This is a genomic window from Anaerobacillus sp. ABA4_114 (assembly GCF_056159065.1).
This window is the reverse complement of the sequence record NZ_JBSWUM010000001.1, coordinates 3,492,724-3,518,721: the sequence shown is the minus strand read 5'-3', so window position 1 is coordinate 3,518,721 and position 25,998 is coordinate 3,492,724. Positions and strand designations below refer to the sequence as shown.

General features: G+C 40.9%; 27 protein-coding genes. 21 read left to right on the top strand and 6 right to left on the bottom strand.

Going from position 1 to position 25,998, the window contains the following annotated elements:
- Positions 1 to 15: 15 nt before the first annotated feature.
- From ACXAEY_RS18160 to ACXAEY_RS18140, 5 genes are all read left to right on the top strand, one after another.
- Positions 16 to 1,551 carry a spore germination protein gene (locus ACXAEY_RS18160; RefSeq protein ID WP_474814019.1) on the top strand — a complete coding sequence of 512 codons (1,536 nt, stop codon included), beginning with the start codon at positions 16 to 18 and terminating at the stop codon, positions 1,549 to 1,551.
- A 12-nt stretch (positions 1,552 to 1,563) separates the two neighbouring features.
- Positions 1,564 to 2,649, top strand: a complete 1,086-nt coding sequence (locus ACXAEY_RS18155; protein ID WP_474814018.1) for a GerAB/ArcD/ProY family transporter — start codon at positions 1,564 to 1,566, stop codon at positions 2,647 to 2,649.
- A complete protein-coding gene (locus ACXAEY_RS18150) occupies positions 2,646 to 3,713 on the top strand; it encodes a Ger(x)C family spore germination protein (protein ID WP_474814017.1) in 1,068 nt (355 codons plus the stop codon). The genes ACXAEY_RS18155 and ACXAEY_RS18150 overlap by 4 nt, the downstream gene beginning before the upstream one ends.
- A gap of 96 nt (positions 3,714 to 3,809) precedes the next feature.
- Complete coding sequence (locus ACXAEY_RS18145; RefSeq protein ID WP_270180654.1) at positions 3,810 to 4,304, top strand: Lrp/AsnC family transcriptional regulator; 495 nt, start codon at positions 3,810 to 3,812, stop codon at positions 4,302 to 4,304.
- Positions 4,301 to 5,479, top strand: coding sequence for an aminotransferase (locus ACXAEY_RS18140; protein ID WP_474814016.1), 1,179 nt, complete (start codon positions 4,301 to 4,303; stop codon positions 5,477 to 5,479). The genes ACXAEY_RS18145 and ACXAEY_RS18140 overlap by 4 nt, the downstream gene beginning before the upstream one ends.
- Positions 5,480 to 5,558: 79 nt before the next feature.
- Here the strand turns inward: ACXAEY_RS18140 and ACXAEY_RS18135 are convergent, their stop codons facing one another.
- A complete protein-coding gene (locus tag ACXAEY_RS18135) occupies positions 5,559 to 5,789 on the bottom strand; it encodes a hypothetical protein (RefSeq protein ID WP_474814014.1) in 231 nt (76 codons plus the stop codon).
- Positions 5,790 to 6,071: 282 nt separating this feature from the next.
- Between ACXAEY_RS18135 and queD the strand changes: the two genes are divergently transcribed.
- The 3 genes from queD to queC are packed head-to-tail and all read left to right on the top strand — an operon-like array spanning position 6,072 to position 7,946.
- A complete protein-coding gene (queD, locus tag ACXAEY_RS18130) occupies positions 6,072 to 6,545 on the top strand; it encodes a 6-carboxytetrahydropterin synthase QueD (protein ID WP_270180657.1) in 474 nt (157 codons plus the stop codon).
- Positions 6,542 to 7,270 (top strand): 7-carboxy-7-deazaguanine synthase QueE, encoded by a 729-nt coding sequence (locus ACXAEY_RS18125; protein WP_474814012.1) that lies wholly within the window; start codon positions 6,542 to 6,544, stop codon positions 7,268 to 7,270. Before queD ends, ACXAEY_RS18125 begins: the two co-directional genes overlap by 4 nt.
- A 1-nt stretch (position 7,271) precedes the next feature.
- Positions 7,272 to 7,946 (top strand): 7-cyano-7-deazaguanine synthase QueC, encoded by a 675-nt coding sequence (gene queC / locus ACXAEY_RS18120; RefSeq protein ID WP_474814010.1) that lies wholly within the window; start codon positions 7,272 to 7,274, stop codon positions 7,944 to 7,946.
- Between the two features lie 90 nt (positions 7,947 to 8,036).
- Here queC and ACXAEY_RS18115 read toward each other — a convergent pair whose 3' ends face one another.
- Positions 8,037 to 9,125, bottom strand: coding sequence for a citrate synthase (locus tag ACXAEY_RS18115; RefSeq protein ID WP_474814008.1), 1,089 nt, complete (start codon positions 9,123 to 9,125; stop codon positions 8,037 to 8,039).
- A gap of 115 nt (positions 9,126 to 9,240) precedes the next feature.
- On the opposite strand from ACXAEY_RS18115, the gene ACXAEY_RS18110 reads away from it, so the two are divergent.
- Positions 9,241 to 10,119, top strand: a complete 879-nt coding sequence (locus ACXAEY_RS18110; protein WP_270180661.1) for a LysR family transcriptional regulator — start codon at positions 9,241 to 9,243, stop codon at positions 10,117 to 10,119.
- A 52-nt stretch (positions 10,120 to 10,171) separates the two neighbouring features.
- Here ACXAEY_RS18110 and ACXAEY_RS18105 read toward each other — a convergent pair whose 3' ends face one another.
- Positions 10,172 to 10,585, bottom strand: coding sequence for a hypothetical protein (locus tag ACXAEY_RS18105; protein WP_474814005.1), 414 nt, complete (start codon positions 10,583 to 10,585; stop codon positions 10,172 to 10,174).
- 96 nt (positions 10,586 to 10,681) lie between these two features.
- On the opposite strand from ACXAEY_RS18105, the gene ACXAEY_RS18100 reads away from it, so the two are divergent.
- Positions 10,682 to 11,506 (top strand): SPL family radical SAM protein, encoded by an 825-nt coding sequence (locus ACXAEY_RS18100; RefSeq protein ID WP_474814003.1) that lies wholly within the window; start codon positions 10,682 to 10,684, stop codon positions 11,504 to 11,506.
- A gap of 343 nt (positions 11,507 to 11,849) precedes the next feature.
- Here ACXAEY_RS18100 and ACXAEY_RS18095 read toward each other — a convergent pair whose 3' ends face one another.
- Both ACXAEY_RS18095 and ACXAEY_RS18090 read right to left on the bottom strand, forming a co-directional pair.
- Positions 11,850 to 13,010, bottom strand: coding sequence for a S1C family serine protease (locus ACXAEY_RS18095; RefSeq protein WP_474814002.1), 1,161 nt, complete (start codon positions 13,008 to 13,010; stop codon positions 11,850 to 11,852).
- A 22-nt stretch (positions 13,011 to 13,032) separates the two neighbouring features.
- Entirely contained in the window at positions 13,033 to 14,184 is a 1,152-nt protein-coding gene (locus tag ACXAEY_RS18090; RefSeq protein WP_474814000.1) for a zinc ribbon domain-containing protein, read from the bottom strand.
- A 470-nt stretch (positions 14,185 to 14,654) separates the two neighbouring features.
- Between ACXAEY_RS18090 and ACXAEY_RS18085 the strand changes: the two genes are divergently transcribed.
- The 8 genes from ACXAEY_RS18085 to ACXAEY_RS18050 all read left to right on the top strand — a co-directional run bounded on the left by ACXAEY_RS18085 (position 14,655) and on the right by ACXAEY_RS18050 (position 22,587).
- On the top strand, positions 14,655 to 15,239 hold the full coding sequence (locus tag ACXAEY_RS18085; protein WP_474813998.1) for a TetR/AcrR family transcriptional regulator: 585 nt from the start codon (positions 14,655 to 14,657) through the stop codon (positions 15,237 to 15,239).
- Between the two features lies 1 nt (position 15,240).
- Positions 15,241 to 15,570 (top strand): DMT family transporter, encoded by a 330-nt coding sequence (locus ACXAEY_RS18080; RefSeq protein ID WP_474813996.1) that lies wholly within the window; start codon positions 15,241 to 15,243, stop codon positions 15,568 to 15,570.
- A 12-nt stretch (positions 15,571 to 15,582) separates the two neighbouring features.
- Positions 15,583 to 15,900, top strand: coding sequence for a DMT family transporter (locus ACXAEY_RS18075; RefSeq protein ID WP_270180668.1), 318 nt, complete (start codon positions 15,583 to 15,585; stop codon positions 15,898 to 15,900).
- Positions 15,901 to 15,957: 57 nt separating this feature from the next.
- Positions 15,958 to 16,089 (top strand): RAxF-45 family protein, encoded by a 132-nt coding sequence (locus ACXAEY_RS18070; protein WP_474813993.1) that lies wholly within the window; start codon positions 15,958 to 15,960, stop codon positions 16,087 to 16,089.
- Between the two features lie 145 nt (positions 16,090 to 16,234).
- Positions 16,235 to 18,100 carry a ribosomal protection-like ABC-F family protein gene (gene abc-f, locus ACXAEY_RS18065; RefSeq protein WP_474813991.1) on the top strand — a complete coding sequence of 622 codons (1,866 nt, stop codon included), beginning with the start codon at positions 16,235 to 16,237 and terminating at the stop codon, positions 18,098 to 18,100.
- A complete protein-coding gene (locus ACXAEY_RS18060; protein WP_474813989.1) occupies positions 18,097 to 18,903 on the top strand; it encodes an AAC(3) family N-acetyltransferase in 807 nt (268 codons plus the stop codon). The genes abc-f and ACXAEY_RS18060 overlap by 4 nt, the downstream gene beginning before the upstream one ends.
- Before the next feature lie 87 nt (positions 18,904 to 18,990).
- Positions 18,991 to 20,577, top strand: coding sequence for an amidohydrolase (locus ACXAEY_RS18055; protein WP_474813987.1), 1,587 nt, complete (start codon positions 18,991 to 18,993; stop codon positions 20,575 to 20,577).
- A gap of 141 nt (positions 20,578 to 20,718) precedes the next feature.
- Complete coding sequence (locus tag ACXAEY_RS18050; RefSeq protein WP_474813985.1) at positions 20,719 to 22,587, top strand: PAS domain S-box protein; 1,869 nt, start codon at positions 20,719 to 20,721, stop codon at positions 22,585 to 22,587.
- A gap of 79 nt (positions 22,588 to 22,666) precedes the next feature.
- Here the strand turns inward: ACXAEY_RS18050 and ACXAEY_RS18045 are convergent, their stop codons facing one another.
- Positions 22,667 to 23,770, bottom strand: a complete 1,104-nt coding sequence (locus ACXAEY_RS18045; protein WP_474813984.1) for a diguanylate cyclase — start codon at positions 23,768 to 23,770, stop codon at positions 22,667 to 22,669.
- Positions 23,771 to 23,928: 158 nt separating this feature from the next.
- Here ACXAEY_RS18045 and ACXAEY_RS18040 point away from each other — a divergent pair, with 158 nt between their 5' ends.
- The 3 genes from ACXAEY_RS18040 (at position 23,929) to ACXAEY_RS18030 (ending at position 25,959) form a co-directional block, all read left to right on the top strand.
- Positions 23,929 to 24,429 (top strand): carboxymuconolactone decarboxylase family protein, encoded by a 501-nt coding sequence (locus tag ACXAEY_RS18040; protein ID WP_474813983.1) that lies wholly within the window; start codon positions 23,929 to 23,931, stop codon positions 24,427 to 24,429.
- A 535-nt stretch (positions 24,430 to 24,964) separates the two neighbouring features.
- Positions 24,965 to 25,534, top strand: coding sequence for a TetR/AcrR family transcriptional regulator (locus ACXAEY_RS18035; RefSeq protein ID WP_474813981.1), 570 nt, complete (start codon positions 24,965 to 24,967; stop codon positions 25,532 to 25,534).
- Entirely contained in the window at positions 25,531 to 25,959 is a 429-nt protein-coding gene (locus ACXAEY_RS18030; protein WP_474813979.1) for an OsmC family protein, read from the top strand. Before ACXAEY_RS18035 ends, ACXAEY_RS18030 begins: the two co-directional genes overlap by 4 nt.
- The last annotated feature ends 39 nt before the right edge of the window (positions 25,960 to 25,998 follow it).

Below are 25,998 nucleotides of genomic sequence, written 5' to 3'. Positions count from 1 at the left end.
ATAACGTAGATAGAAATGCGCATGCTACCTAATAGAGACTTAGCAGCGGAGCTGATCGACGTGAAGTGGTTTCAGAAAGCATCATTCAAAAAAGAGATGACATTAGATGAAATGTTAGAGGACCTAAGTAAGTCTTCGGATTTTGTGACTTATCATAACAAGAGGAGTGCAATTTCTTATACGATCATTTATTTTGCTTCCATTATTGATCCAGCACAGCTTCATCGAAATGTGCTGCCGAAGCTTAATGAATGCGAGATGAAATCACTTGAAGAGCTAGAGTCTAAGATTCCAATCCAGAACCTAGAGATCACATCGGATGCAAAAAAAATACAAGAGCGCTTGATGAATGGTTATTTAGCTGTACGCTTATCCAACGATTCAAATGTATTGTTGATGGATTTAAGTCTTACAAAATCTAGAGACTTATCTGCTCCTGAGATCGAGTTCAGTGTCATGGGACCAAAAGAGGGCTTAATCGAAGACCTTCAAACGAATATGAACTTGATTAGGAGACGAATCCCTCATCCCAAACTAAGAATGAAGCAGGTAACGATTGGAACTGTTTCAAAGACCAAAGTAATTGTTATCTACATTGAAGATATTGCATCAGAACAAAATGTGAATACAGTCATGCAACGACTTGAGGATATAGATTTCGATATAATAGCAGACTCATCCTTCCTTGGACAAATGTTAGAAGACAACTCTTTTTCCGTTTTTCCACAAATGATCGATACGGAACGGACAGACAGAATAACTGGGCACCTGAATTACGGAGCAATTACGATTCTTGCAGAGGGATCATCCAATGCATTGATCGGTCCGATTAATTTTGGACAACTTCTAGTATCATTCGAGGATTATTATTTAGGATGGAACATTGCATCATTCTTTAGGATTATCAGAATGTTTTCTATTATAATGTCGATCGTTGCAACCCCTTTGTATGTAGCTGTGTTAACGTACCATTTTGAATTGTTCCCTTCTAAACTTCTTGCAACGTTGATTTCTTCAAGAAGTGACATTCCATTTATCCCTGTTATCGAGGTGCTATTCCTTGAGATCACCATCGACCTCTTGCGTGAAGCAGGAGCGAGAATGCCTTCTAAAGTCGGACAGACTCTCGGTATCGTGGGAGGTATCGTCATTGGGACGGCTGCCGTAGAAGCATCCCTTACAAGTAATATCCTTCTTATTATTGTAGCGCTGTCTGCGCTTGCGTCATTTACAACCCCTGTATATCGAATGACGAATACGATTAGATTCTTAAGGTACCCATTAATTCTATTTGCACAGTTTCTTGGTTTGATAGGAATTGCTTTATTCGGTTTATTTGTTCTGGTTCATCTGATTAGACTTACTTCATTCGGAAGTCCATATCTTGCTCCGCTATATCCGCCGAGGCTTATGGATTGGTATGATTCGTTCTTTCGCTTACCTTATGTAATGCAAAAAAAGAGGGCTCATTTCTTTCGAACAGAAAAAGTTTCAAGGTTTTTTGATAAGAAGGAAAAAAAGCGGAATTCACTTGACTTCGATGAGCAGTAGAGGGTGAGAATTTTGGAAAATAACCGTAAAAAAGATCTTCTTGTTTCCTCTTTTCTAGTGATGTTTATTATTCATAGCAATCAGGTTGGCGTCGGTATTCTTGGCTTTCCAAGGTACATCACTCAATATACAGAGCAAGATGCATGGATTGTCGTTCTTATAACCGGGCTGATTTTTCATTTATTTGTGTGGATGATGTACGTCATTTTAGGTGAGGGTACTGAGGACATAATCGATTTACAGAAGAAGTGGTTTGGGAGTTGGATTGGAGGATTCTTGAATCTACTGCTAATGTTTTATTTATTACTTGGAGCTGTTATCATCCTAAGAACCTTTATTGAAGTCATTCAGGCATGGATGTTTCCTGAGCTACAAACGTGGATTCCAGCGATTATGTATTTGTTGTTAACATACTATGTGCTTGCGGGTGGATTTCGGACAGTAGTCGGCGTTTCTTTTTTTGGAGTGATCTTTCCTTTGTGGTTAATTTTCACAGCGATGTCACCAGCGAAGTTCTCATCTTTTACGAATTTGCTGCCGGTTTTTGATCACTCTTTGAAGGAATTTGCAATGGGAACAAAGCAAATGACATTGAGCTTTCTAGGAGCTGAAATGTTATTGTTTGCTTACCCTTTTCTTAAGGATCCTAAAAAATCGAAGGTCTGGGCTCATATTGGGATCATGGGGACTACAATCATTTACCTCATCGTGATGGTGATCTCCATTGCTTTTTATAGTGGTGAGCAGCTTCAACAAACGATTTGGTCTACGTTAATTTCTTGGAAAGTAGTTGAACTTCCTTTTGTTGAGCGGTTTGAGTATATCGGCATTACGTTTTGGTGCTTTGTTATTTTTCCTAACATCTGTCTCAACATTTGGGCAGCAACAAGAATCGGTAAGAAAACGTTACATATTAAGCAAAAGCACTTTTCAATTGTCTTGCTGCTAATCGTTTTCATAGCTTGTGTCGTGATTGCTACCCGTGAACAGATCGACATGCTAAATACGCTCACCGCCTCAATCGGTACGTATTTTTTCTATATTTATATTCCAGTCATCTTCTTGTTTAGTGTCATTCGAAGGAAGGTGACGAGGTGAAAAAGAGGTTAATTGTGTTACTCATGATGTGTCTGCTCCTAACGGCTTGTGTTTCAACTGAAATTATCGATGAAGTACCTGTCGTGTTCATTGCTGGATATGATAAAGGGAGCGAAGGAAAGATTAAAGGGACCATATCTCTTCAAAGGTTTAAACCAAATCAGGAAGTGGAAACGAGAACGTTTCAGGCAGAAGCACATACGTCAAAAGGACTTCGAAACCAATTGAGCGGGGTTCCAAAGCCGCTTACAATTGGAAAGATGGCTGTAATGTTATTTGGAGAAGAACAAGCAGAGAATGGTGTTTTAAGAGTGCTAGATAGTTTTCTCCGCGATCCTGCCTCTGGGCGTTTAACGTATATAGGAGTAGTTGAAGGAAGCGCGGGAGACTTAATTAAAGATGAGTATGAATACCTTCAAGGAATCGGACCATTCCTACAAATCTTAATCAGACAATCGATTGAATATGGAAATATGCCACAGAACAATCTTCATCTATTTGATTATAAATACTATGGAAAAGGGATGGACCCTTACATGCCACTTCTAGAGAGGAATGAAGAAGAAATCTTTATTTCTGGTTTAGCTTTATTTAAAGGGGAAAAGATGGTTGGGAAGCTAAACCTAGAAGAAATGTTTATGTTTACCTTAATTAATAAAAACCATAAAGCAGGTTTGTTTGAAGTTTCTCTTTCAGATGGGAATTATGCTACGCTTCATAAAGTGAAGTCTAAAGTGGTTTATAAAATTGATGATGGAAACACTTCACCTGACGTGTCGATCAAAGTGAATATAAAAGCCAATATTGCTCAGTATACTGGAGAAAAACTAGACGACAAAATTAAGAAGATGATAGCGAAAGAGTTTGAAGAGAAAATTGAACAAGATGGTTTGAAGCTAATTAAGAAATTTCAAGAGTTAGAGATCGACCCGCTCGCACTTGGGGACCGAGCACGGAGCCAAACGAGGAAGTTTAACTTTTCCAATTGGGAAGATCAGTATCCAGGTCTCACTATCAAAGTTAAACCAAACGTCGAAATCTTAGAGTCAGGTGTTATTGATTAACCGTCATGCTTATGGATTTAACGCATTGCATCACTGATGAAATTACCTTTCAAGCATGATATAGTAGAAAAAATGCAGTGAACTGGGGGAACTAACGTGAATGAAAAAGAAATTGAAATCCTAGAAATTCTTGAAGATAATGCTCGCATCCCGTTGGAGGTGCTTGCTGATATGGTTGACTTACCCGTAGAGGAAGTGGAAAAGAGTATTCTTTCTCTAGAGGAACAAGACATTATTTTAAACTATTCATCCGTTATCAATTGGGATAAAGCGGCAGGAAAAGATGGTGTTGTTGCGATGATTGATGTCAAGGTAACGCCAAAAAGAGACGTTGGGTTCGATGATGTAGCTGAACGTATTTATCGTTTTCCTGAAGTGAAGACTGTCTACTTGATGTCGGGTGCTTATGATCTTTCCGTTCAAATCGAAGGGAAAACGATGAAAGAAGTAGCGTTCTTTGTTTCAAATAAGCTGTCTACGCTTGATTCTGTTCTTTCGACCACGACTCATTTTCTGTTGAAAAAATATAAGCATGATGGTGTTATTTTTGAGCCTGAACAGAAAGATAAGCGGATTGTGGTGTCACCATGAGTCAGGTTCAAAGCGACTATGTTTCAAAAAATGCTGCGAAGCTAAAACCTTCTGGCATTCGTAAGTTCTTTGATCTCGCATCTCAAATGGATAATGTCATTTCTCTTGGTGTTGGTGAGCCAGATTTTGTAACACCATGGAATGTTTGTGAAGCTGGCTATGCTTCCTTAGAAAATGGCTATACGGCTTATACCCCTAATGCGGGTTTGTTGAATTTACGTCAAGAGATTTCGTCTTACTTAAAAGAACAGTTCGCACTTTCGTATTCTGCTGAGTCAGAAATCATCTGCACGGTTGGGGCAAGTCAGGCAATCGATTTAGCATTTCGTTCCATACTGGACGCTGGCGATGAGGTAATTATCGTGGAGCCTGGATTCGTTGCGTATTCACCTGCAGTTACCCTTGCAGGAGGGACACCTGTGCCTCTTGAAACGGTGGAGGAAGATGAATTTAAGCTTACACCTGAGAAGTTGAAGTCAGCGATTACAGAGCGGACGAAGGCAGTGCTCATCTGTTTCCCAAGTAACCCAACAGGCGCAACGATGACAGAAGATGAATTGAAGGATGTAGCCAAAGTTATTGAAGATCACGACTTACTCGTGTTATCTGATGAGATTTATGCTGAGCTTACGTATGATCAACCACATTACAGTATCGCTAGAATACCTGGAATGAGAGAAAGAACGATTTTGATTTCAGGGTTTTCAAAAGCCTTTGCGATGACCGGCTGGAGACTTGGTTACGTGACTGGGCCTGAAGAAATTTTGAAGGTAATGCTTACGATTCATCAATATACGATGATGTGTGCTCCAACGATCGCGCAGCATGGCGCACTTGAAGCACTACGTAATGGTCGTGAAGATTTAGAGCGTATGAAGCGTAGTTATCGTCAGCGAAGGAACTTTATTGTGAAATCATTTAACAGGATGGGGTTATCTTGCCGCATGCCAGGAGGTGCATTCTATGCATTTCCATCTATTCAATCAACAGGGATGACTTCGGATGAGTTCGCGGAGAAACTGCTGCATGAAGAACGCGTAGCGGTTGTACCTGGTCATGTATTTGGAGAGGGAGGCGAAGGGTATGTCAGATGCTCTTACGCAACATCCCTTGAATCGCTTCAAGAAGCTGTGAAACGAATCGAGCGGTTCGTAGATAAATACGCGAGCAATTAGCGAAAGCCGTCCAATAAGGACGGCTTTAACTATTGTTTTTGACAAACAAAGCCTCCTTATCTAAAGGTGGGCTTTCACATCAATGACCTGTTGAATCATGGTCATGCGTCTTCGTTTGCTTTGAAACGAGCTGTCGAAGTAGTTCGTTTTGTTCCTGGTCAGAAGCAGTTTTTCGTTTCATGAATCCCATTGCTTTAAAGATAAAGACGATCGTTAAGATCACGATAAATAAAATAATTGCCATGTAAAGGAAACCGAATAAACCGAAAAGGATACCCATTCCTTCCATCATACCTTGGTTTTGGTTCATGATATGTCACCTCCTATAGATAGTCGTCCAATACAAGTTTACATGATTGAAATTCATTTGTAATGCAATTGCTTTTACCTGCTATATTTCTTATAAGGGAGAGATTTACCAGAAGCTTTTCTCAAAAAACGTGTTATGATATTATTATCAGGTTGGAGAGTTCGGAATTCCCTCCTCTCGTAAAACAAAACTAGGGACCCATGAAATGTAGTATGCCTTCTCGTTGAAAGAAGGTTTTTTCATGCGTCTCCCTCTAATGAATAAAAGAAGGGAGCTTTTTTTATGTCTTTTATGATTCCTAAGAAAGTAGAGTTGCTTGGAGAAGATATTCAAAAAAGCGAATTAAAATATCACAATAAGCGTGTGGCTGTCACAAAGGAATTTACGTTTGACGCAGCACACCACCTACACTGTTATGAAGGCAAGTGTAAAAGTATGCACGGTCATACGTATAAATTAGTTATTACGATTAGCGGGTATGTCAACGAAATCGGTATTTCAGTAGATTTCGGTGAGATCAAAGCATTGTTTAAAGATGTGATCGATTCAAAGCTTGATCACCATTATTTAAATGAAGTTCTTCCAAACATGAATACAACAGCGGAGAACATGATCGTTTGGATTTGGGAACAGCTCGATACTGCTCTTGATAGCCGTGAAATGCGAGATAATGGCCAGCGTCTCGAAGAGCTCGTTCTGTATGAAACACCGACAAGTTACGCAACATTGAAGCGAGAATGGATGGAATCAGAATGATGAAGTGGACATTACCTGAACGATCAGAATATATGAATTGGAACCTTCCGATGGTTGAAGTGTTTGAAACAGTAGAAGGAGAAGGGACTAGGGCCGGATTTCCAACTGTTTTTGTAAGAGTGTTTCATTGTAACCTTCGCTGTACTTGGTGTGATACGCCTTATAGCTATGCACCTGATAAGGCTGAGTACACGGCCACGATTTCAGATATTATCGATCAAATCAAGCAGTATAAGAGCAGGCATATCTGTTTTACGGGCGGCGAACCGTTGATTCATCGTGAAAAGTCCTATGCTCTCTTACAAGCGATGGTAGACCTTCCGCATATTGAAGATATTCACATCGAAACGAACGGTGCAATCGATCTTGCGCCATATGAACAAGTGAGAAGTGAAAATGATGAGTGGGAAAGCAAGGTTCGCTTTGTGATGGACTATAAGCTTCCTGATTCCGGTGAGCAGCATCGTATGCTTCATGATAATTTCGCCCTGCTCGATGAACAGGATGAAATCAAGTTCGTTATTGGGTCTGACGAAGATTTCGATGTGGCGACGGAGGTTGTGGCTGAGCATCATGATAAAGGTCAGGTTCTTTATAGTCCTGTGTGGGAAACGATGCCACCGAATAAACTCGTTCAAAAGATACTCGATGCTGGACTGAGTAGAGTAAAACTCAGCATGCAGCTTCATAAAATCATTTGGGATCCTAATAAAAGAGGTGTGTAGATTGAGTAAAAAAGCAGTCATCGTATTGAGTGGTGGACTTGATAGTACGACCTGTATGGGAATGGCAAAGGAAAAAGGATATGAGCTTTATCCGATTTCCTTCCACTATGGGCAAAAGCATAATCGTGAAGTCGAGCAGGCTAAGAAGGTGACTGAGTACTATGAAGCACCAGACCACCGCATTGTAAACATTAGCTTTCTGAACCAAATCGGTGGGAGTGCACTAACAGATCAGTCGATCGATGTTCCAACTGACATGGATGAAGATGAGATCCCTGCAACGTATGTGCCTGCAAGGAATATGATCTTTCTTTCGCTAGCATCAGCATATGCTGAAGTGATTGGAGCGGAGGCCATCTATATCGGGGTGTCAGCGGTCGATTATAGCGGTTACCCGGATTGTCGCCCTGAGTTTATCGAGAGTATGAATGAAACGGTAAACCTTGCAACAAAAGCAGGAGCAACTGGTAGTAACATGGTGATCGAGACGCCATTGATCGATTTAACGAAAGCTGAAACGGTTAAAGAAGGGTTAAGGTTAGAAGTGCCTTATGAGTTGACCACTTCTTGTTACAACGGAGAAGAAGAAGCTTGTGGGGAATGTGATAGCTGTCGTCTTCGATTAAAAGGATTTGAAGAAGCAGGTTCAACTGATCCGATTCCTTATAAAGGGTAATAGATTAAAAGAAGCGCCGGGCTGGCGCTTCTTTTTGTTTCCCTTTCGACAAATACCGGGCGGTGCCTGTCACTACGTAACTCCGGAAGGTCACTCCGCAGGGATTTCCCCAGTATAGGTGGAGGAAGGGCGGATGATGCTGTTGTTTTGGTTTTGTTCGTAGACATGTGCGACCCAGCCTGCACATCTTGCTGCAGTAAAGGTCGGAGTGAATAATTCTGTTGGAAGCTCGATCGAGCGCAGGATAGCAGCTGCATAGTATTCTACATTCGCATAAAGGTTTCTTCCTGGCTTATGCTCTTTTAGTAGTTCAACAGCTTTGTTCTCCACTTCATGAGCTAGCTTAAATTCCTCATCATCATAGAAATTTGAAGTGATGTCACTGAGCGCAGCAGCTCTTGGATCGCGTGTTTTATAGATTCGATGGCCGAAGCCCATTAGCTTTTCTTTATTTTCTAACTTCCTTTTTAAGACGCGATCTACACTTCCTTCTTTCTTGATCTCTTCAAGTAAGTCGATCACTCCAGTAGGAGCACCACCATGCAATGGTCCTTTCATTGCACCGATCGCACCAGCAATCGCTGATACGAGATCACTTTCTGTTGAGGCGATGACACGGGCAGTAAAGGTTGAAGCGTTCAGACCATGTTCCATCGTTAAGACAAAATAAGCTGACAGCGCTTTTACATGATTTTCATCAGGCGTTTTTCCTTTTAGCATGTACAAAAAGTTTGCAACATGCGAGAGCGAAGCATCTGGTTCAATGATCGGATCTCCTTGCAATGATCTGTAGCGATACGCAATAATCGTTGGAATGAGACCCACGATTTTGATTCCTTCTTGTTCGGTGGAAGGAAACGTGTCCGCCTTGTTACCCATGGATGAAACTACTGTTCGAATCACAGCCATCATATCCATACTATCAGGTAGTCGGTCTAGTATGTCTTTTTGATAAGGTTTGAGATATCTTGCTTCTAGAAGTTTAGTAGAAAATTCTTTAAGAGCCTTTTCACTTGGAAATGACCCATTCCACAAGAAATAAACGACTTCCTCAAACGACTTTTCTTTTGCTAAAGTGGAAGCCCACTCCCCACGATAGACGAGTTGGCCTCTTTCACCGTCAACAAGACTGATTTCTGACTCAGCAGCAACAATTCCCTTTAATCCAGCATGAACCATATCATCAACTCCAATCTATATTCTTGTTTTCAGTGTATCGTTTCGCTATCATTATGACTAATAAATAATAATGGTATTATTGATAGAGAATCGTAATTGATTGGAGGGGTAAGAAATGAACCTGAACTGGCTTCGAACGTTCGTTGCTGCAGCCACCTATGAAAACTTCCGAGAAGCTTCTGAGAAGTTATATCTCGCTCAACCCACTGTAACGGTACATATTCAACAATTAGAAAAAGCGCTGAACAGTAAGCTCTTTGTGAAGAACGGGAGACGTGTGGTGCTATCTGAAGCAGGAAGACAGTTCCTACCTTATGCAAAAACAATGGTCGACCACTATAATAGCAGCCTTCAACATATGTCAGGGTGGAATCAAGGGTACGATAAGAAGATAACGATCGCTGTATCACCTTTACTAGCTGCGACCCTTTTGCCTTACGTCCTGCAGCAGTTTATGAAACAGCACCCTTCGATAGAAGTTGTGGTAAAGGTGAGTGAGTCTACTGATATTGGAGATAGTGTAGCTGATGGATCAGCTGACTTAGGGTTATCGAGGATGGCTGCCATACAGCAGCATCTCACCTCAGAAAAAATGGGGCCAGATCCAATTGTGCTCGTCGTTCCTCATGATGGTGGTGATGCCGAAACGAGCTTGCCATTAAGTCTTGAGGAGTATTGTAACCATACAACATTGCTTACGTATTCTCACCCAGGGTATTGGGAAGAGCTATTGATCGAACTACGTGCAAGGTATGAAGGAATTCGGACGATGGTGGTCTCTCAGGTGCATGTAACCAAGCGTTTTATTGAAGAGGGGCTTGGATTTTCTTTTCTGCCAAGGTCTGCGGTTCAAAGAGAGCTGCTTGAAGGAAGGATGTTAGAAGTGGAAACGAGTGAAATTAAGCTCCCGACAGTGTATACGTATATGGTCTATCACCATATTTCACGAGAAGCGAGTCTATTTAAAGAGTTCCTAGAAAGATATATGCATTAAAATACCCGATCAGTTTCCTGATCGGGGTTAAACTGTCCATCGGACGTTTACATCAATACGTCGTCAATCCCCAAAGCTGCCAGCCTTTTTCAACCTGATTCGTTGCAAATAGGTGAATATGAACAGGGAAGTTCGTCGATTTCTTCGTCACAAGAACATCGACAAGGTAGCTTTGATCGGCAGTTTTTTTGCTACATGCTTTTACAGCCGGTTTATAGTAAGGAGAAGAACGATTTAGTTTTGTTGTGGACAACACCCGCCAACTTTTCGCATTTGGGTCCTGGGTCATAAGTGATGGAACGACTACCTGTAGTTTTGCCTGAAGTTCTTGGATTGAGCTCGGGTTATTCACCTTCTGAAGATTAGGGCATTCCTCTTGAAGGAGTTTAACTGGGAGAGCTGCTTCTGTTCCATTTGGTGAGATTAGGATACCCATCATTAGAAGTAGAGGTACTATCATCTTCATAATACGTAACCACCTTTCGATGTTTATATTCTCCATTTTCGGGGATTTTTATGTATAGAGATAAGAACCTACGTTCTTGCTAGAAGGAGGGATAGAATGAAGCCTTCCATTCAAAGCCGTACGTCCCGAACGATCTTGACGAAGGGGAGCGGTTTTTTAAATGGATATAGTCATACGCTGAATCCTTACGCTGGCTGTGCATTTGGTTGTTCCTATTGCTATGTGAGGAGAATGCCGATCGCTTTGTTTCGAGAGGAAGATTGGGGAGAGTGGGTGGACATTAAAGAAAATGGAGTCGCATTATTAAAGAAAGAGATTCCAAAAGCAAAGAAAAAAGGGAAAGTCTCGATCTTTATGTCCTCCTCTACAGATCCTTATCAACCGATTGAATACAAAACAGAATTAACTAGAAGCCTTCTTGAAGCTATGCTTGAAGAGACACCAGATTTTCTGTTTCTTCAAACAAGGTCACCTCTTGTGACAAGGGACATCGACCTGTTGAAAAAGCTTGGCAATCAAGTTCTCGTCAGCATCACGGTCGAGACTGATTTAGAGTCAGTAAGGAAGATTTTCGCACCTCAAGCGCCGCCGATAGGAGGGCGATTGAAGGCATTAAAAGAATTACGAGAGGCAGGTGTACCCGTTCAAGCTGCAGTCGCACCGTTATTACCATGTTCAGAGGACTTCCCGGAGAAACTGCATCGTGCTGTAAATCGAGTTACGCTCGATGATTTCTTTATGGGAGATGGAAGCGGTGGAAAAAGGACTGAACAGCTCGGAATTCGTAAATTGTTTGAAGAACACAATTTAGGGGATTGGTATGATCGGAAGACCTACCTAAAAATAAAGAATCGCTTGTTAGAGAAGTTTAGTGAAGGAAACATCTTCATTTCACAAGAAGGATTCTATCCTCCAAACTAAAAAGCATGGGGCTTGCCCCATGCTCAGTGTGTAGAGAAAGTCTCGGTGTTTAGATGAAAGTAGTTGATCATTTCCATTCTAATTAATGTTGATGGATAGTGAAATATCTGTCTGTTAAACCATTGGACGGAACGTTCGTTTTGGATCAACTCTCATCAAGTAGGAGAGACGATCGCGGACTCCTGCGGTCGTACGGGCGGCCGAGACCGGGGTGTGGTTTTCACCTCGGGCTTGGACGTTCGTCCGCGGAAAGCATGCGATCGTCATCGACTACGGTATCGGGAGCACCGCAAATAGGTTCCTCGACAAGCTAAGCATGGGGTTTACCCCATGCTTTTATTTCTTATTTAAGCTTTTTCGCTGTGCCACTCAGAATCTTTAAATGATCGTTCTCATAACCCACTTGATAGGTCACATTGTACATAGATGTTTTTGTTTTTTGATCATCAGTCCGCTCTTGCGCTTCGATCGTTGCCGTTACTTTTACTTCTTCATTGTTTTCATTCAGCGTGCCCGCCATGTTCGATACTTCTACATCGAGGGTTCGAATATACCCGCTTCTAAATGTTTCGTAAGGCATTTCGTTTTGCCAGCGGCTGCCGAGAAGAGAGTAGGCTGTTACATAATCTTGTGTCGCGAGGCTTTCGTAAAAATACCCGATTAAGTACTGTGCATTTTCTTCAAAATCTTCGCCAGTGAGTCCTTGTGGAGTCGAGACAGACTCTTGGCTCTCATCGTCGACAGTTACTTTTACTGGATCGTTTGACCAGGATGTAAGCTGTTCGATCACATTCTTGATCGGAATACTGAACCCGATCGCTCCGGATTCAGTACCAGCTGAATTGATTGCGATCGCTTCACCTGTATTCGCATCAATAAGAGGACCCCCGCTATTTCCGTCTGTAATGGGAGCGGAGATTTGGTAAATGTTCTCATAACGATACGGTTCAAGAATGAACTCTCTGTCGAGGCCGCTGATGATTCCTGTGGTAACGGTGTTTTGTAAGCCAAGTGGGCTCCCGAGAGCAATGATATCATCACCTACTTCAGCCATTCTTTTTTCTGCGACAGGTAAAGGTTCTGCATCTTTCAGACCAGGAACCCGTAAGACAGCTATATCGATTGTCTCACCCATACCGATTACTTGCGCTTCGAATTGTTTGGCATCGGATGTTTTTACGATGATTTTTTCAGCATCTTCAACGACATGCGCATTTGTAATCACATCACCAAGATTGTTATATAAAAAGCCAGAACCAGAAGAAGTTCCGTCTTTCAACTGAACGTTGATCTGCACAACGCTTTTCTGAGTATCATGAATGATGCTTTTTAAATCCTCACTATCTTCTTTAGAGCTTGCTGTCTCAGACTCCTCTCCTAAGGAAGAAGTGGCGTTGACAGTGGTACTGTCATAATGGTCATATAAATAATAAAAACCCACGCTGCCCCCTACTATTAAAAGTAATGAGGCAGCTAGGGAGATAATAGCAGACTTATTAATCATCTCGTTATGAAACTCCTTTCTGCTATTCTACGAACCACGTGAAGTGGTCGATTTTTACGGTGTATTCGTCTAGGTTTTTGACGTCTTTATCAATTTCATAAATTGTGAAATCAAATTTTCCTGTATCTTCAGGATAGAGTGTTTCTGGGTTTATATAGACTTCGCCCTTTCGAAAAACCTTACCTTCACTATCAAGTACTTGATAAGATGCACCGATCGATGAAACAGGAACAGTGGCTTTACTCTTAACATTGCCTGTGATTTTGAGCTCGTTATACTCGGTGACGGAAGTTTTAGCATCGACTAATTCTATGGCGTTGGTGCGGTTCATTTCTTCTTCTTTCGCTGCCGCTACCATTGCTTGCTCGATCCGTTTTTGCTGTTCTTCTTCGAATGCGTTCTTTCTCTTTTCTATAACGCTTTTTAAGTTTAATAATTTTTCGTTTTCACTATTGATCTGTAACCCATCTTCTACTGCATAGAGGGCTTTCGAAAACTGATTGTCTTTTAAATGTTTGTTCGCTTCATTCATAGAGAACTCAATGATCTGGTTACGAATTTGATTCGCTACTTCTTTCGCTTCATCAACTTCAAGCGTTTCTGCTCTAGTTAACACTGGCTTGAGGGCTTCGACCGATTTCTTTCCTTTCATATCAAACTTCAGTTCGGCTACCATGACGGTTGTTCTCGCTGAGGCGATATCATTTTGGAGATCCGTGACTAAAGGCCCTTTAAATTGGTTCAATTCTGTTTCGGCGTTGTCGACGAGTTCTAATGCTTGAGAGTAGTCGTCTTTTTTGCGAGCTTTTTCAGCTGAGTTCAGCGTACTTTCAACTTCGATTGCTGTCTTCATCATGTTTTGATTGGTTTGTGCAGCGGGGAATTGATCACGCTGCGCTTTCGCTTCTTCAAATTTATTTTGCGCTTCTTTATAATTACCTTTTTCTGCTAGCTTTTCTCCTTGTTCAAATGAACGGATGGCTGCATTCGTTACAGACTCTTCATAGTAGTAATAGCTTGAGAGTGTAATACCGATTACAAAGAAAATCATAAGCGGTAACCAACGAACCAAGAAAGAACGTTTTCCCTTCGTTTGGGAGACGAGTTCTTTTCCACAGGAGAAACAAAATTGGTCGTTACTATCTCTTTTCTTTCCACAATGTGGACAATACATTCTTTATCTCCACCTGCTTTCAATCTCTTTACAATAACTATTTTGACACAAAAGCTACAGGAGGGAAATATGTTTTCAGAGGTTGTTGGTAAATTGAAATATAAAGAAATTTTAGAGAAAATTTTTCCTTCAATCTTTCCACTGAATCAAAAGGCGTGTTTCTTAAACGTGATACAAAAAACAATTCCTTAGTCCTAGATCTATTGATATGCTTTTGAGGGTAAACTGATCAACAGGTTCAAATGGAATGGGTTATCTTGCTCTGTTCGTGTCTATTGCCATTTTGTTACTCTATTACCAGACCCCCTTTCAAATATTCCGTTACCAGGAAGACCGGCTATATGCCGGTCCTTTTTTTGTTTTAAGTAAACTTGCGTTGTGGATAAAAATTTGGTACACTAACTAACGGACGGTAGGTAACCGTTCTTTATTTTGATGTTTACCTAACGAATGGTAGGGAGGTTGTCGAAATGGCACAAGAAACTCAGAAGGTAATTAAGGAAAAAGCATTGATATTATTTGCTCAAAAAGGGTTTGAAGGAACCTCTCTCAATGATATTGCAGATGAAGTCGGAATTAAGAAACCTTCCCTTTACGCTCATTTTAAAAATAAAGAAGACTTATTTCTTGCCGTTATTAATAAAGTAACGATCGACTATAATACATTCTTTGAAGAGACGGCAAAGGAAATAGCTTCTCTAGATCCTGAGAAGCAACTTTATACGCTTTTGATAAGGAATACGGCGTATTTACAGAATCATGAATTAGGTCTGATCTTTAAACGGATGTTCTTGTTTCCACCTGAATCGTTGCGAAGTGATATTTATGACATGTTTGAAGCAACAGAGGGTGTAATGAAAGAAGTGGTTTATTCGATTCTCGGAAAAATGGATTCGAAACTTGACTGTGATCAAATATTCGATGCGTATTTATGTTTGTTAGACGGTGTGTTTGAGCAGCTCTTCTATTATTCAAAAGAAGAACATAGTAAGCGTCTTGAACATTCATGGGCATTATTTATAAATGGCATCAACTATATGAGAGTAGGTGATTGAGATGGCATGGATCTTTCTTGTAATCGGTGGATTGATGGAAGTCGGATGGGCGCTTGGTCTAAAGTATTCTGATGGATTCAGTAATCCAATCATCAGTGTATTGACAGTCGCAGGTATCGGGATCAGTTTCTTCTTTTTTGGTAAGGCCATTAAATATTTGCCGGTCGGAACAGCTTATGCCATTTTTACTGGTCTTGGAGCTGCTGGAACAACGATCGTAGGGATGGTTTATTTAAATGAAACAGTCAATCTGTTCAAAGTGTTCTTTGTAGTATTACTCATTTTTTCAATCGTTGGTTTGAAGTTAACCTCAAACCAATCTGAAGCGTAGGAGGGTTGCGAGATGGCATGGATTGCACTGTTGATAGCTGGAATAGCGGAAATTGGTGGGGTAACCAGTCTTAAGTTATCCAATGGATTTAGAAACCTCAAGGCATCTCTTATGACGATCGCCTTTGGTATGCTGAGCTTTTTTATGCTTTCCCTTTCACTTAAGGCACTGCCGGTCGGAACGGCGTATGCGATTTGGACGGGAATTGGTTCTGCTGGAAGTGTGCTGATCGGGATGTATTGGTTTAAAGAACCAAGAAATCGAATCCAACTCCTTTTGATTTCATTCATCGTTATTTCAGTAGTTGGTCTAAAAGTAACAGAGGGTTGATTTTTTCTGAAACTTTAGATAAAGTTAAAGTATTAAATGAAGGAGGTGAGGTAAGAGATGTTAAACGCTGTCGTTCGTGCGGAATTTGTTGATTATGCTAGCTGTTGCCGTGCGATTATTTATGATGGAGCTGCTAACGGGATACGTATGCCCTTTTTTAGCAACTTCATAAGCACGACGATCGCGTAAGGCGCTCTTACCCTACTTCAGACGGAACTAATATAAGAGAGAGGAGCGGCGTAGTTTGCCGCTCTTTTTTATGCAAGAAGTAGCCACAGGTGAGGTGTATCCTTATCTGTGGCTTTTTTTATTATCGAAAAAGGATGGGATAATCATGATGGTTTGCACGGCACAATCGATCAGTAAAATGCTCGGTGGAAACACCGTTTTTGAAGAGATAACATTTGAAATAAATGAAGGAGATCGGGTTGGAATCGTAGGAAGAAATGGGAGCGGTAAAACAACGTTGTTTAAACTGCTTGCTGGCGTTGAACGACCGGATGAAGGTGACATTCATTATAAGAAAGGTACTACGATCGGCTATCTAGCTCAAATACCTGAATACAAAGGTACTGCTCGAGATGTATTGAACGATGCATTCAGCGACCTTGAAAATCTAGCTGACCGAATGAAAAAGCTCGAAGCGGAGATGGCGAAGGGAGCTAATGAAAAAGTAATAACAGAGTATGGACATGTCCTTGACGAGTATACGAGGAGAGGTGGTTATGAAACAGATTCCAAGGTGAAAACCGTAGCCAACGGTTTAGGCATCAGCCATCTACTAGATACTGCGTTCTCTCAGCTAAGCGGGGGAGAACAAACAAAGGTTTGCTTAGGATTGATCTTGTTGAAAGAACCAGATCTTCTCTTACTCGACGAACCGACGAATCACCTTGATATAGACGCGGTCGAATGGTTAGAGGAGTTTTTACGAGCATACAAAGGTACTGTTCTCATCGTCTCGCATGATAGGTATTTCCTTGATGAAGTCGTTACTAAAGTGATGGATTTGGAAGACGGTGAACTAACAATATACGTCGGTTCATATAGTTATTTCGTTCAGAAAAAAGAAGAGGTGCTTCTAGCAGAATTTCAAGCTTTCCAAGAACAACAGAAGAAGATAAAGAAGATGAAAGAAGCGATAAAGCGTTTAAGAGAGTGGGCAAATCAGGCGAATCCTCCAAATGCTGCTCTTCACAAACGAGCAAGGAATATGGAACGAGCTTTAGAACGCATGGATAAGGTCAAACGTCCGATTCTCGAACGACGAAAGATGGGACTCGAATTTGACATGGCAAATCGAAGCGGGAAAGATGTGATCACGTTTGAAAATGTGACGGCTGGCTTTTCTAGTAAACCACTATTAAAGAACGTTGATTGGAGTATTCGCTATCCGGAAAGGGTTGCAATCGTTGGAAAAAATGGAAGTGGAAAGACAACGCTATTAAAAGTCCTACTTGGTCAGCACGAACCCGCTGATGGAAAAGTTGTACAAGGGTCCAGCTTGAAGGTTGGGTATCTCTCTCAGCACGTTTTTGAAGATCGGGAGGACGCGAGGGTGATCGACGTCTATCGCGAAACAGCGAAAGTTGCTGAAGGTGATGCACGTCATGAGCTATCCCGTTTCTTATTTTATGGATATAGCGTGTTCTCAAAACTTTCTTCTTTAAGTGGTGGAGAGAAGATGAGACTTCGTCTAGCTCAGCTGATGAGTAAAGATATCAACCTACTCGTTCTTGATGAACCAACGAACCATCTTGATATCGATTCTAGAGAAGTGCTAGAAGATGCGATCGAGCGGTTTCCTGGAACGATCATTTGCGTTTCACATGATCGCTATTTATTGAACAAGTGTTTTCCAATTACGTATTGGCTCCAAGAAGGGAAACTCTATCACTATTTAGAGTCATACAGTCAAGCAAGAGTGAAGCATATTGAGATGCTTTCTGAAAATCAGAGCGACTTGAAAGAAGGAAAAGGGTCTAAAGAGTATAAAGAGCCTGAGCAGAAAACATCTGAGAAGAAAGCAGCTACGATTGAGGAGGAAGTTGAACAAATTGAGGAAGAATTGTACAACCTCGAGGATAAGCTGCTAAGGACAAGTGATCAGAACGAACTCGGGACTCTTTATCGTGAGAAAGAAAAGATGGAAGAAAAACGAAAGGAATTATACGAGTTGTTACAGGGGGAAGTAGAATGACTGAAAAACGAACGACAGAAAGTATGATCGAACCACATACGATGGCTAGCTTAGTAGATGATTTCAGGGAGTTAGGTGTAAAAGAGGGGATGACCATTCTCGTTCATTCCTCTCTTAGTTCTCTCGGATGGGTATGCGGTGGTGCAGAAGCGGTAATACGAGCATTGGCCGATGCTGTCGGTCATGATGGCACGATCGTGATGCCCACACAATCTGCTGGAAATTCTGACCCCGCGAATTGGATGAATCCACCTGTTCCAGAATCGTGGTGGCCGATCATTAGAGAAAACATGCCTGCATTTTGTGAGGATACGACGCCAACAAGAGGAATGGGTGTTATAGCAGAATTGTTTCGAACGATGCCAGGGGTAAGGAGGAGTAACCACCCGACTTATTCCTTCGCAGCATTTGGAAAGTATCGCGACTACATCTTAGAAGAACAGCCGCTAGAAAGCGGATTTGGCGGTCGGTCACCACTAGCGAAGATTTATGAGTTAAACGGTATGATCCTTTTGCTTGGAGTAGGACACGATAGCAATACATCCCTTCACTATGCAGAGCATGCTAGACCGAATAAGCATCTACAAACTAAAGCAGCTGCTTTAATAGAAAATGGAGAAAGGCTTTGGAAGTCATATGAGGAAATTGACTACGATTCAGATGTCTTCGAACAGATCGGGAAGGAATTCGAAAAAAGCGGGGATTTCAACTGTATGAAGGTTGGAAAGGCAACTTGTAAGTTGATCAACCAGCGAAAAATGGTCGATTTTGGACGAGAGTGGTATCGTAAACAAATCGATTAAAAGGTGTTTAAACGACTCCTCTTTACGAATAGTTGTGTCCCCACTCGGGTAGATAATAGAAAGACTGTGTTTTGAAAGGGTGGGGAGATGAAGGTAATTAACAATGTTGAACTATACCAACCAGGGAATGAAACAATCAAAGGACACCTTTTAATTGAAGATGGAAAGATTGCTAGAATTGAAGAGGGATTATATAAAGGTGATGAGAAAGATGTCATTGAAGGAGAGGGGAAAACCTTAGCTCCTTCCTTTAATGATACACATATGCACCTCCTTCGATATGGACTTATGAAGAAAGAATTGGATCTACGAGAGGTCACATCATGGAATGAAATGAAGGAAATTGTTCGAGATCGGTATACAGAAGAGAAGATGGAAGAGAACGATTGGATAATAGGACGAGGTTTGATCGATAGTCAATTCTCAGATATAGACCATCTCTTGACTGCTAAAGATCTCGAGGAATTAGAATACAAAAAGCCTATGTTCTTTCTGCATGAAGATGGTCATGAATGTATCGTGAATGAAGAAGCACTTAAAATTATTAGAGATAATGATGAACTAGAAAAAAACCATAATCGTTTTATTGAAAAAGACGAGAACGGGGAATGGACTGGACGCTTTAAAGATAGTGCTGTACATTTCATTAAATTTCATTTTAGACAAAAAAGCGAAGAAGAAGTATATGAAGCGATTCATGATGCGGTTCCTCATTTGTTGAAACACGGGATTTCATCAGTGCATACCGACGATTTAAATTACACTGGAGCTTTCGAGCGTGTGTGGGACAGCTATAGAAGATTAGAAGATGAAGAGAAGCTGCCTGTTCAAATTCACCTCCATCATTATGTGTACAACCTTGATGATATGAAGAAATATTTGAATAATCATAATAGGCGAACCGGAGATGGCACGGACAGGGTGCGAATGGGCGCATTTAAGATATTTTTAGATGGAACTCAGCGTCTCCATACTGCAGCTTTACGAAAGCCATATCATGATAAACCTGAAACTAGTGGTGCTTTAATTTATTCACAGGAAGAACTTAACGAAATGGTCCAAACTGCAGACGATCATGAGATGCAAGTGACGATGCATGCGATCGGAGACCGTACAGTAGAGCAAGCGCTCAAGGCTATTGAGAAAGTTGGCACTTCCAAAATGCGTCATCGGATCATACATGCCCAAATTCTTGCGCCTGATTTACTAGAACGGTTAAAGAAAGTAAAGCCATACCTTGAAACTCAGCCAGGGTTTATGATGGGTGAATATGATCAAACGGCTGATTGGGTTGGGAAAGAACAAGAAAAGTATTGTAATCCATGGAAAACAGTTAGTGAAATGGGCATCCCTTTTACCGGAAGCTCTGATTGTCCTATCGGTGAATTAAATCCATTCGTTCACATTTATGCGGCAGTTATGAGACAAGACGAGGATGGGAACCCGAAAGGCGGCTGGATTCCAAAAGAGCGGCTGTCGGTAAGTGAAATCTATAAAGCCTATACAGCTACAGGTGCAGAATTAGAATTTCAAGAAGAGTGGAAAGGCAAATTGGAGAAAGGGTTTACTGCGGACCTTGTTCTCTTATCAAATCATCCAGAAGGAATATCACCTCATAAACTGAAGGAAGTCAACGTCTTGCAAACTTGGATTAAGGGAGAAAGGGTATATTAGTGAAAGATAAGAAGGATCTCATTTGAGAATCCTTCTTTTTCTTGATTATTTTGCAGGAGATGGCAAGTCGAAGAAGAAAGTAATGTATAAGTTTTCTCCTTCAAAAGTCCTGAAAAATATAAATGCTTAACGGGAGGCCCTATGACTAGAGTGAATTACTATCCTACCGAACATGATGCTCAGCGACCTCCTCAATCAAATTCTAAACCGAAGAAAGAAATGAGTGCACTTAGAGATTTAATCGATTACTATAACAAGTCTTCATCAGCAATCGTGATACAAAAGGATTGGAAATGGGTGTATTTAAATGCCTCCGCTTTAAAACTACTAGGTTACTATACTCTCTCTGAACTCGAAGGGCGATCGATATGGGAAACAATCGATGAATCTCAAAGGACAGCAGTAACGAGTAGAATTCACTCGTTACAAAATGGTACGAATCCGGGACCTTCGACTCAGAAGTGGATAAAGCAAGATGGGTCTTACGTATATTTGAAAGTAATGGGCATTCCTGTAGCGAATGAACTCGGACAGTCTGTCGCTTTAATCGAGGAAAATGGAAGGAAAGAAAAGCTGATAGAGGAAACGCTGTACAACTATAAGCTTATTACGGAAAATATGAGTGATATCGTGAGCTTAATCGATCGAGACGGTAATTTCTTGTATGTTTCGCCATCTTACCGGGACTTTTCAAGGGATGGAATTGAGAATGAAATTGGTACTAGCTCATTTAAATACGTGCACCCTGAAGATTTAACTGCTGCAAAAGGGGCATTCGATCGTCTCTTAAAATACAAAAAGCCGATATCCGTAGATTATAGGCTTCTACGCATCGATGGTGACTATCGCTGGTTTGAATCTAGAGGCATCTGTGTTCAAAACGAAGAACGCTATCACTATATCGTGATTTCAAGAGATATAACAAAGCAGAAATATGCAGAACAGAAGCTAAGTGTGAGTGAACAAAAGCATCGCATGATCGTGGAACATAGTAGTGATATCATTTGCATGGTTAATCTTGAAGGCGTGATTGTCTATGCGTCACCTTCTTATCATTCTGTCCTGAACTATCTACCAGAAGACGTGGTTGGGGAGGATGTTCTATCCCACGTTCACCCTGATGACTACGAGATGTGCATGAACGCACTTACGAAGCTCCGTAACTTTAAAGAGCCTGTAACCGTAACGTATCGAAAACTTCATGCCTCAGGTGAAGTGCTAACCTTTGAAGGGAAGGCAATGCCTGTTCTTAGAGAGTGCGGTGAAGTAAATCGGTATGTCATTATTTCAAGAGATATTACGGAAAAGATAAAGATCGATCAATACAAAAAGAATATCGAGAAATTATCAGTTGTAGGAGAATTGGCAGCTGGATTTGCACATGAAATTCGCACGCCATTAACATCGATCAAAGGATTTCTTGACTTACTTTCAATTGATAAAGATGAGAAAGAAAAAGAGTTTCACCGGATTATCAATAACGAGTTAAGTAAGCTAGAAGAAGTCGTAAACGGATTCCTCTCTCTTGGTAAGCCTGAAGCGATCAATACATTTGAGGTTAGTCTCAAAATGGTGATGGAGAATGCGATAGTAGAAGCACAGGCAGAAGCAAATGAAAAAAACATTAAAATAAAGAATTCGATGAAGAAGCCGGTATTCACGATCTGTCGTGGTGATCAAATAAAACAAGTATTTTTCAATGTCATAAAAAACGCAATCGATGCAATTGAGCATGATCAAGGAGAAATCACTATATCGATCGACCAAAGCATTGATGAAATTGCAATCGTGATTCGAGATAATGGGAAAGGAATCGAGCAAGATCGTATGCAGCATATAGGCACTCCTTTTTATACGAATAAAGAAAAAGGAGTGGGGCTGGGGATGACGGTTAGTAATAAAATTATTTCTGAACACTTTGGGCAAATCAAAATAGAAAGTGAAAAGAATGTAGGAACGTGTGTGACGATCTTGTTGCCTATCGTTCATAAACATACTGAAACCCGTTAGGACTCTAACGGGTTTTTTCTTGTAACGGAGAAAGATATGACGCAAAAGTAAAGATTAGTAGTTTGTTAGGGTGGGTTTCCTACTGTGTGACTAGCTCATCTAGTTCAGTAGTGGAGCATACTCGATTTCGACCTTTACGTTTTGCAGTATACAACGCTTGATCTGCTTTACTATATAGTTGATCACCTATTGAAACCGTATCTGGGTAGGTCGCAACCCCTACAGACGCCGTAATATAGATCGTGTCCATTTGAGTAGCTTTAAAAGGCTGTGCCTCAATAGAAGTTCGAACATGTTCGGCAATTCGTACTGCATCTTGATGATCTGTGTTCTTCAGTAGGATGGTGAATTCCTCGCCGCCGTTTCTAGATACTGTATCTTCTGTTCCTACAGTTTGGCGAAGCGTTACGCCGAATTGTTGTAATACGGCATCACCTGCAGCATGCCCATAGGTGTCGTTTACTTGTTTGAAATAATCTATATCGATGATCAAGAGCGATAAGGGCTTTCTTTTTGTATTGCTTTCTTTGATGGCACTATTCATTGCTTCGTCAAAGCTTCTCACATTATTTAAACCAGTGAGAGGATCTATAGTAGAGCTAAGCTGGTATTGTTTGAAAAGGTGGTTGATCCGACGTAAATATTCTGATGTATAGATCCCCATCATTCCACAAACGAAAGATGTAATCCAAAAGAGTAAATTGATTTTGTTAAGTGGATCTATTTTCAGCAACAAGGATGTGATAATTGTGAACATGCCATTGGAGTATAGGAGCATGAAGAATACCTTGAGCCTTGTCTCGATCTTCCATTTTCTGAACAATAAGTATCCAATATATAATGAAATGAAGAGAATAAGAGAAGCATAAGAAGAAACTGTAACTCCGAATGAAAATCGTACGAGTTGTATGATGATCAAGGCGACTCCGCCTGGTAAGTAGCCTCCATAAAGCGTCACCAAGAGAAAGGGCACGTGTCTCATATCGATGATGGTATTGGAACCGACTTCAATCCCAAAAACCATAAGTATACTGCCAGTTATCCCGGCAAAAAATCCACTGATCACTTTTCGTTTAGTTGAAGAGGTATGGGTGAGGTTCTCGTCTTTATAGTGCTGATAATAGATAAATAAAAGTGCGAGCATTATCATCATATTACCGAAGTAATCCTGAACCAATTGCATGTGTAACCACCTCAATATGTAGATACTAATAGTTTACCATGTTAATCAAATGATGGGAAAATCTTCTTGTCATTCGAAGTACTTTTTCTTCCGAACTTTCTATTTCGTGAAAGTTTGATATGATAGCAGTTACTCGTGATGAAAGGTAGGGAAACGTAATGCCTTGGATTAAACCAGCAAAACAATTTGAACTAAAAGAAATGGCAATTTATGAAGAGTTAGAAAAACCTGTTCCTGTATTCAATCGTCTTATTGCGAAAAGCCCTGAAATCTTTTCGACATTTATGCCGCTCGCGAAAGCAATAAAGAACGGTGTGTTGAATGACTTCGAAACGGAGGCGGTCGTTGTATACGTCTCAAAACTGAATGGGTGTCACTATTGCTTTGAAGGACATAGTAAGTTGTTAAAGCAGATTAGTAAAAATGACAACATTGTAGAAGAGTTGACGTCATACCGTACTTCAGACGCTATTCCAGAACATGTGAAAGATATCTTGAACTATGCTGAAAAGCTAGTGTCGAGCCCTAGTGAATTAAAAAAGGAAGACTTGGACAAGTTACGTGAACATGGCTACTCGGAACAGAATATCGTAGAGATTAACCAGCTGATCGCCTATACATCTTACACGAATCAAACTTCGATCGGACTTGGGTTATAAGAAAGAAAACGCTCAGGTAATAAAACCTGAGCGTTCATGAGGAAAGGAGTAACCTATGTCATAATTCGGTGCTCCCGATTCCGTAGTCGATGACGATCGCTTGCTTTCCGCGGACGAACGTCCAAGCCCGATGTGAAACCCACACCCCGGTCTCGGCCGCCCGTTCTACCGCAGGAGTCCGCGATCGTCTCTCCTACTTGAAGAGAATGAATCCCAAACGAACTCTCCGTCCTAAATATAGAATACTGACCTTCCTTTTATCCATTAACGTTAGATGGAGTGGGAACGTTGGACTTCTCTCATCGCAACACTGAGAATTTTACAAGCTTACGCTCAGGTTAAAAAAAACTGAGCGTTTTAGTTGGCACATCTTATAGGATGATGTTACATTTATTCTGTACCAACCGGTTGGTTTTGAAAATTGAATATGTCAGCCTTCCTGTCTTTGAGCAAGTGGTGCATGTCTCTTAGGTCATAGCCTATGGTAAAATGACACCAACTAGTTGGTTTTACTAACGATTAGAAGGTGATATCTATGACAAAAAGAGATGAAATCATTAACGCGACTGCTCGACTGATCCATTCAAAGGGATATGAAAGTACGAGCCTTAAAGATATTCTATCCGAATCAGGAATTGGAAAAGGTCAGTTTTATCATTACTTTTCATCAAAAAGGGATCTTGGAATCGCAGTTGTTGATCACTTTGTTGAAACATGGGATCAACATTTGATAGAGGACATTCTTAGAACGGATCAGAGCGGTCGAGAAAAGCTCGATACGATGCTTCATTGGGCTGTGCAATACCATGAAACTCAGGCGAACATCCATGGTTGTCCGTTTGGAAATCTTGCTCTTGAAATGAGTGAACATGATGAAGTGTTTCGAGAAAAGGTGAATGGACTTCTTCATTCGTGGATTGAAAACCTTGAAGAAGCATTGAGAGAGTTTGTCGACGGAGATCCAAAGAAACATGCTCAAACCATTGTAGCTCAGTTAGAAGGCGGCATACTTTTAATGAAAAGTTATCAGGATGTATCGATCCTGAAAAATATTGCAGACACGATACGTGTTCACTATCTAAATGAAAAGGAGTTTTACAAATGATCGAAAAAATTACAGCAGTATCTAAAGGAATGAATACAGAAAGTCTTTCTCACGGTCATAAGATCGTCATCGACGAGCCAGCAAACATGGGTGGTACTGACGAAGGTGCAAACCCACTTGCGACACTACTTGCATCATTAGCTGGTTGTGAAAATGCGATCGCAAACTTCGTAGCGAAGGAAATCGACTTCGATCTTCAAGGAATTGAATTCGCGATCAATGGTGAACTAGATCCAAAAGGAATGATGGGAGCAGAAGGCGTTCGCCCTTATTTCCAAAAGATCAACGTTGATGCAAAAGTAAAAACATCTGAAAGCGAAGAGCGCATTCAAGAACTTCAGCGTATCGTAGATTCTCGTTGCCCTGTTTACACGACTCTTGAAGCTGCTGATGTTGAAATGACTGCTAACTGGACAAAAGCATAAGCATAGAAAAAGCGTACATCCCTTAACGGGATGTACGCT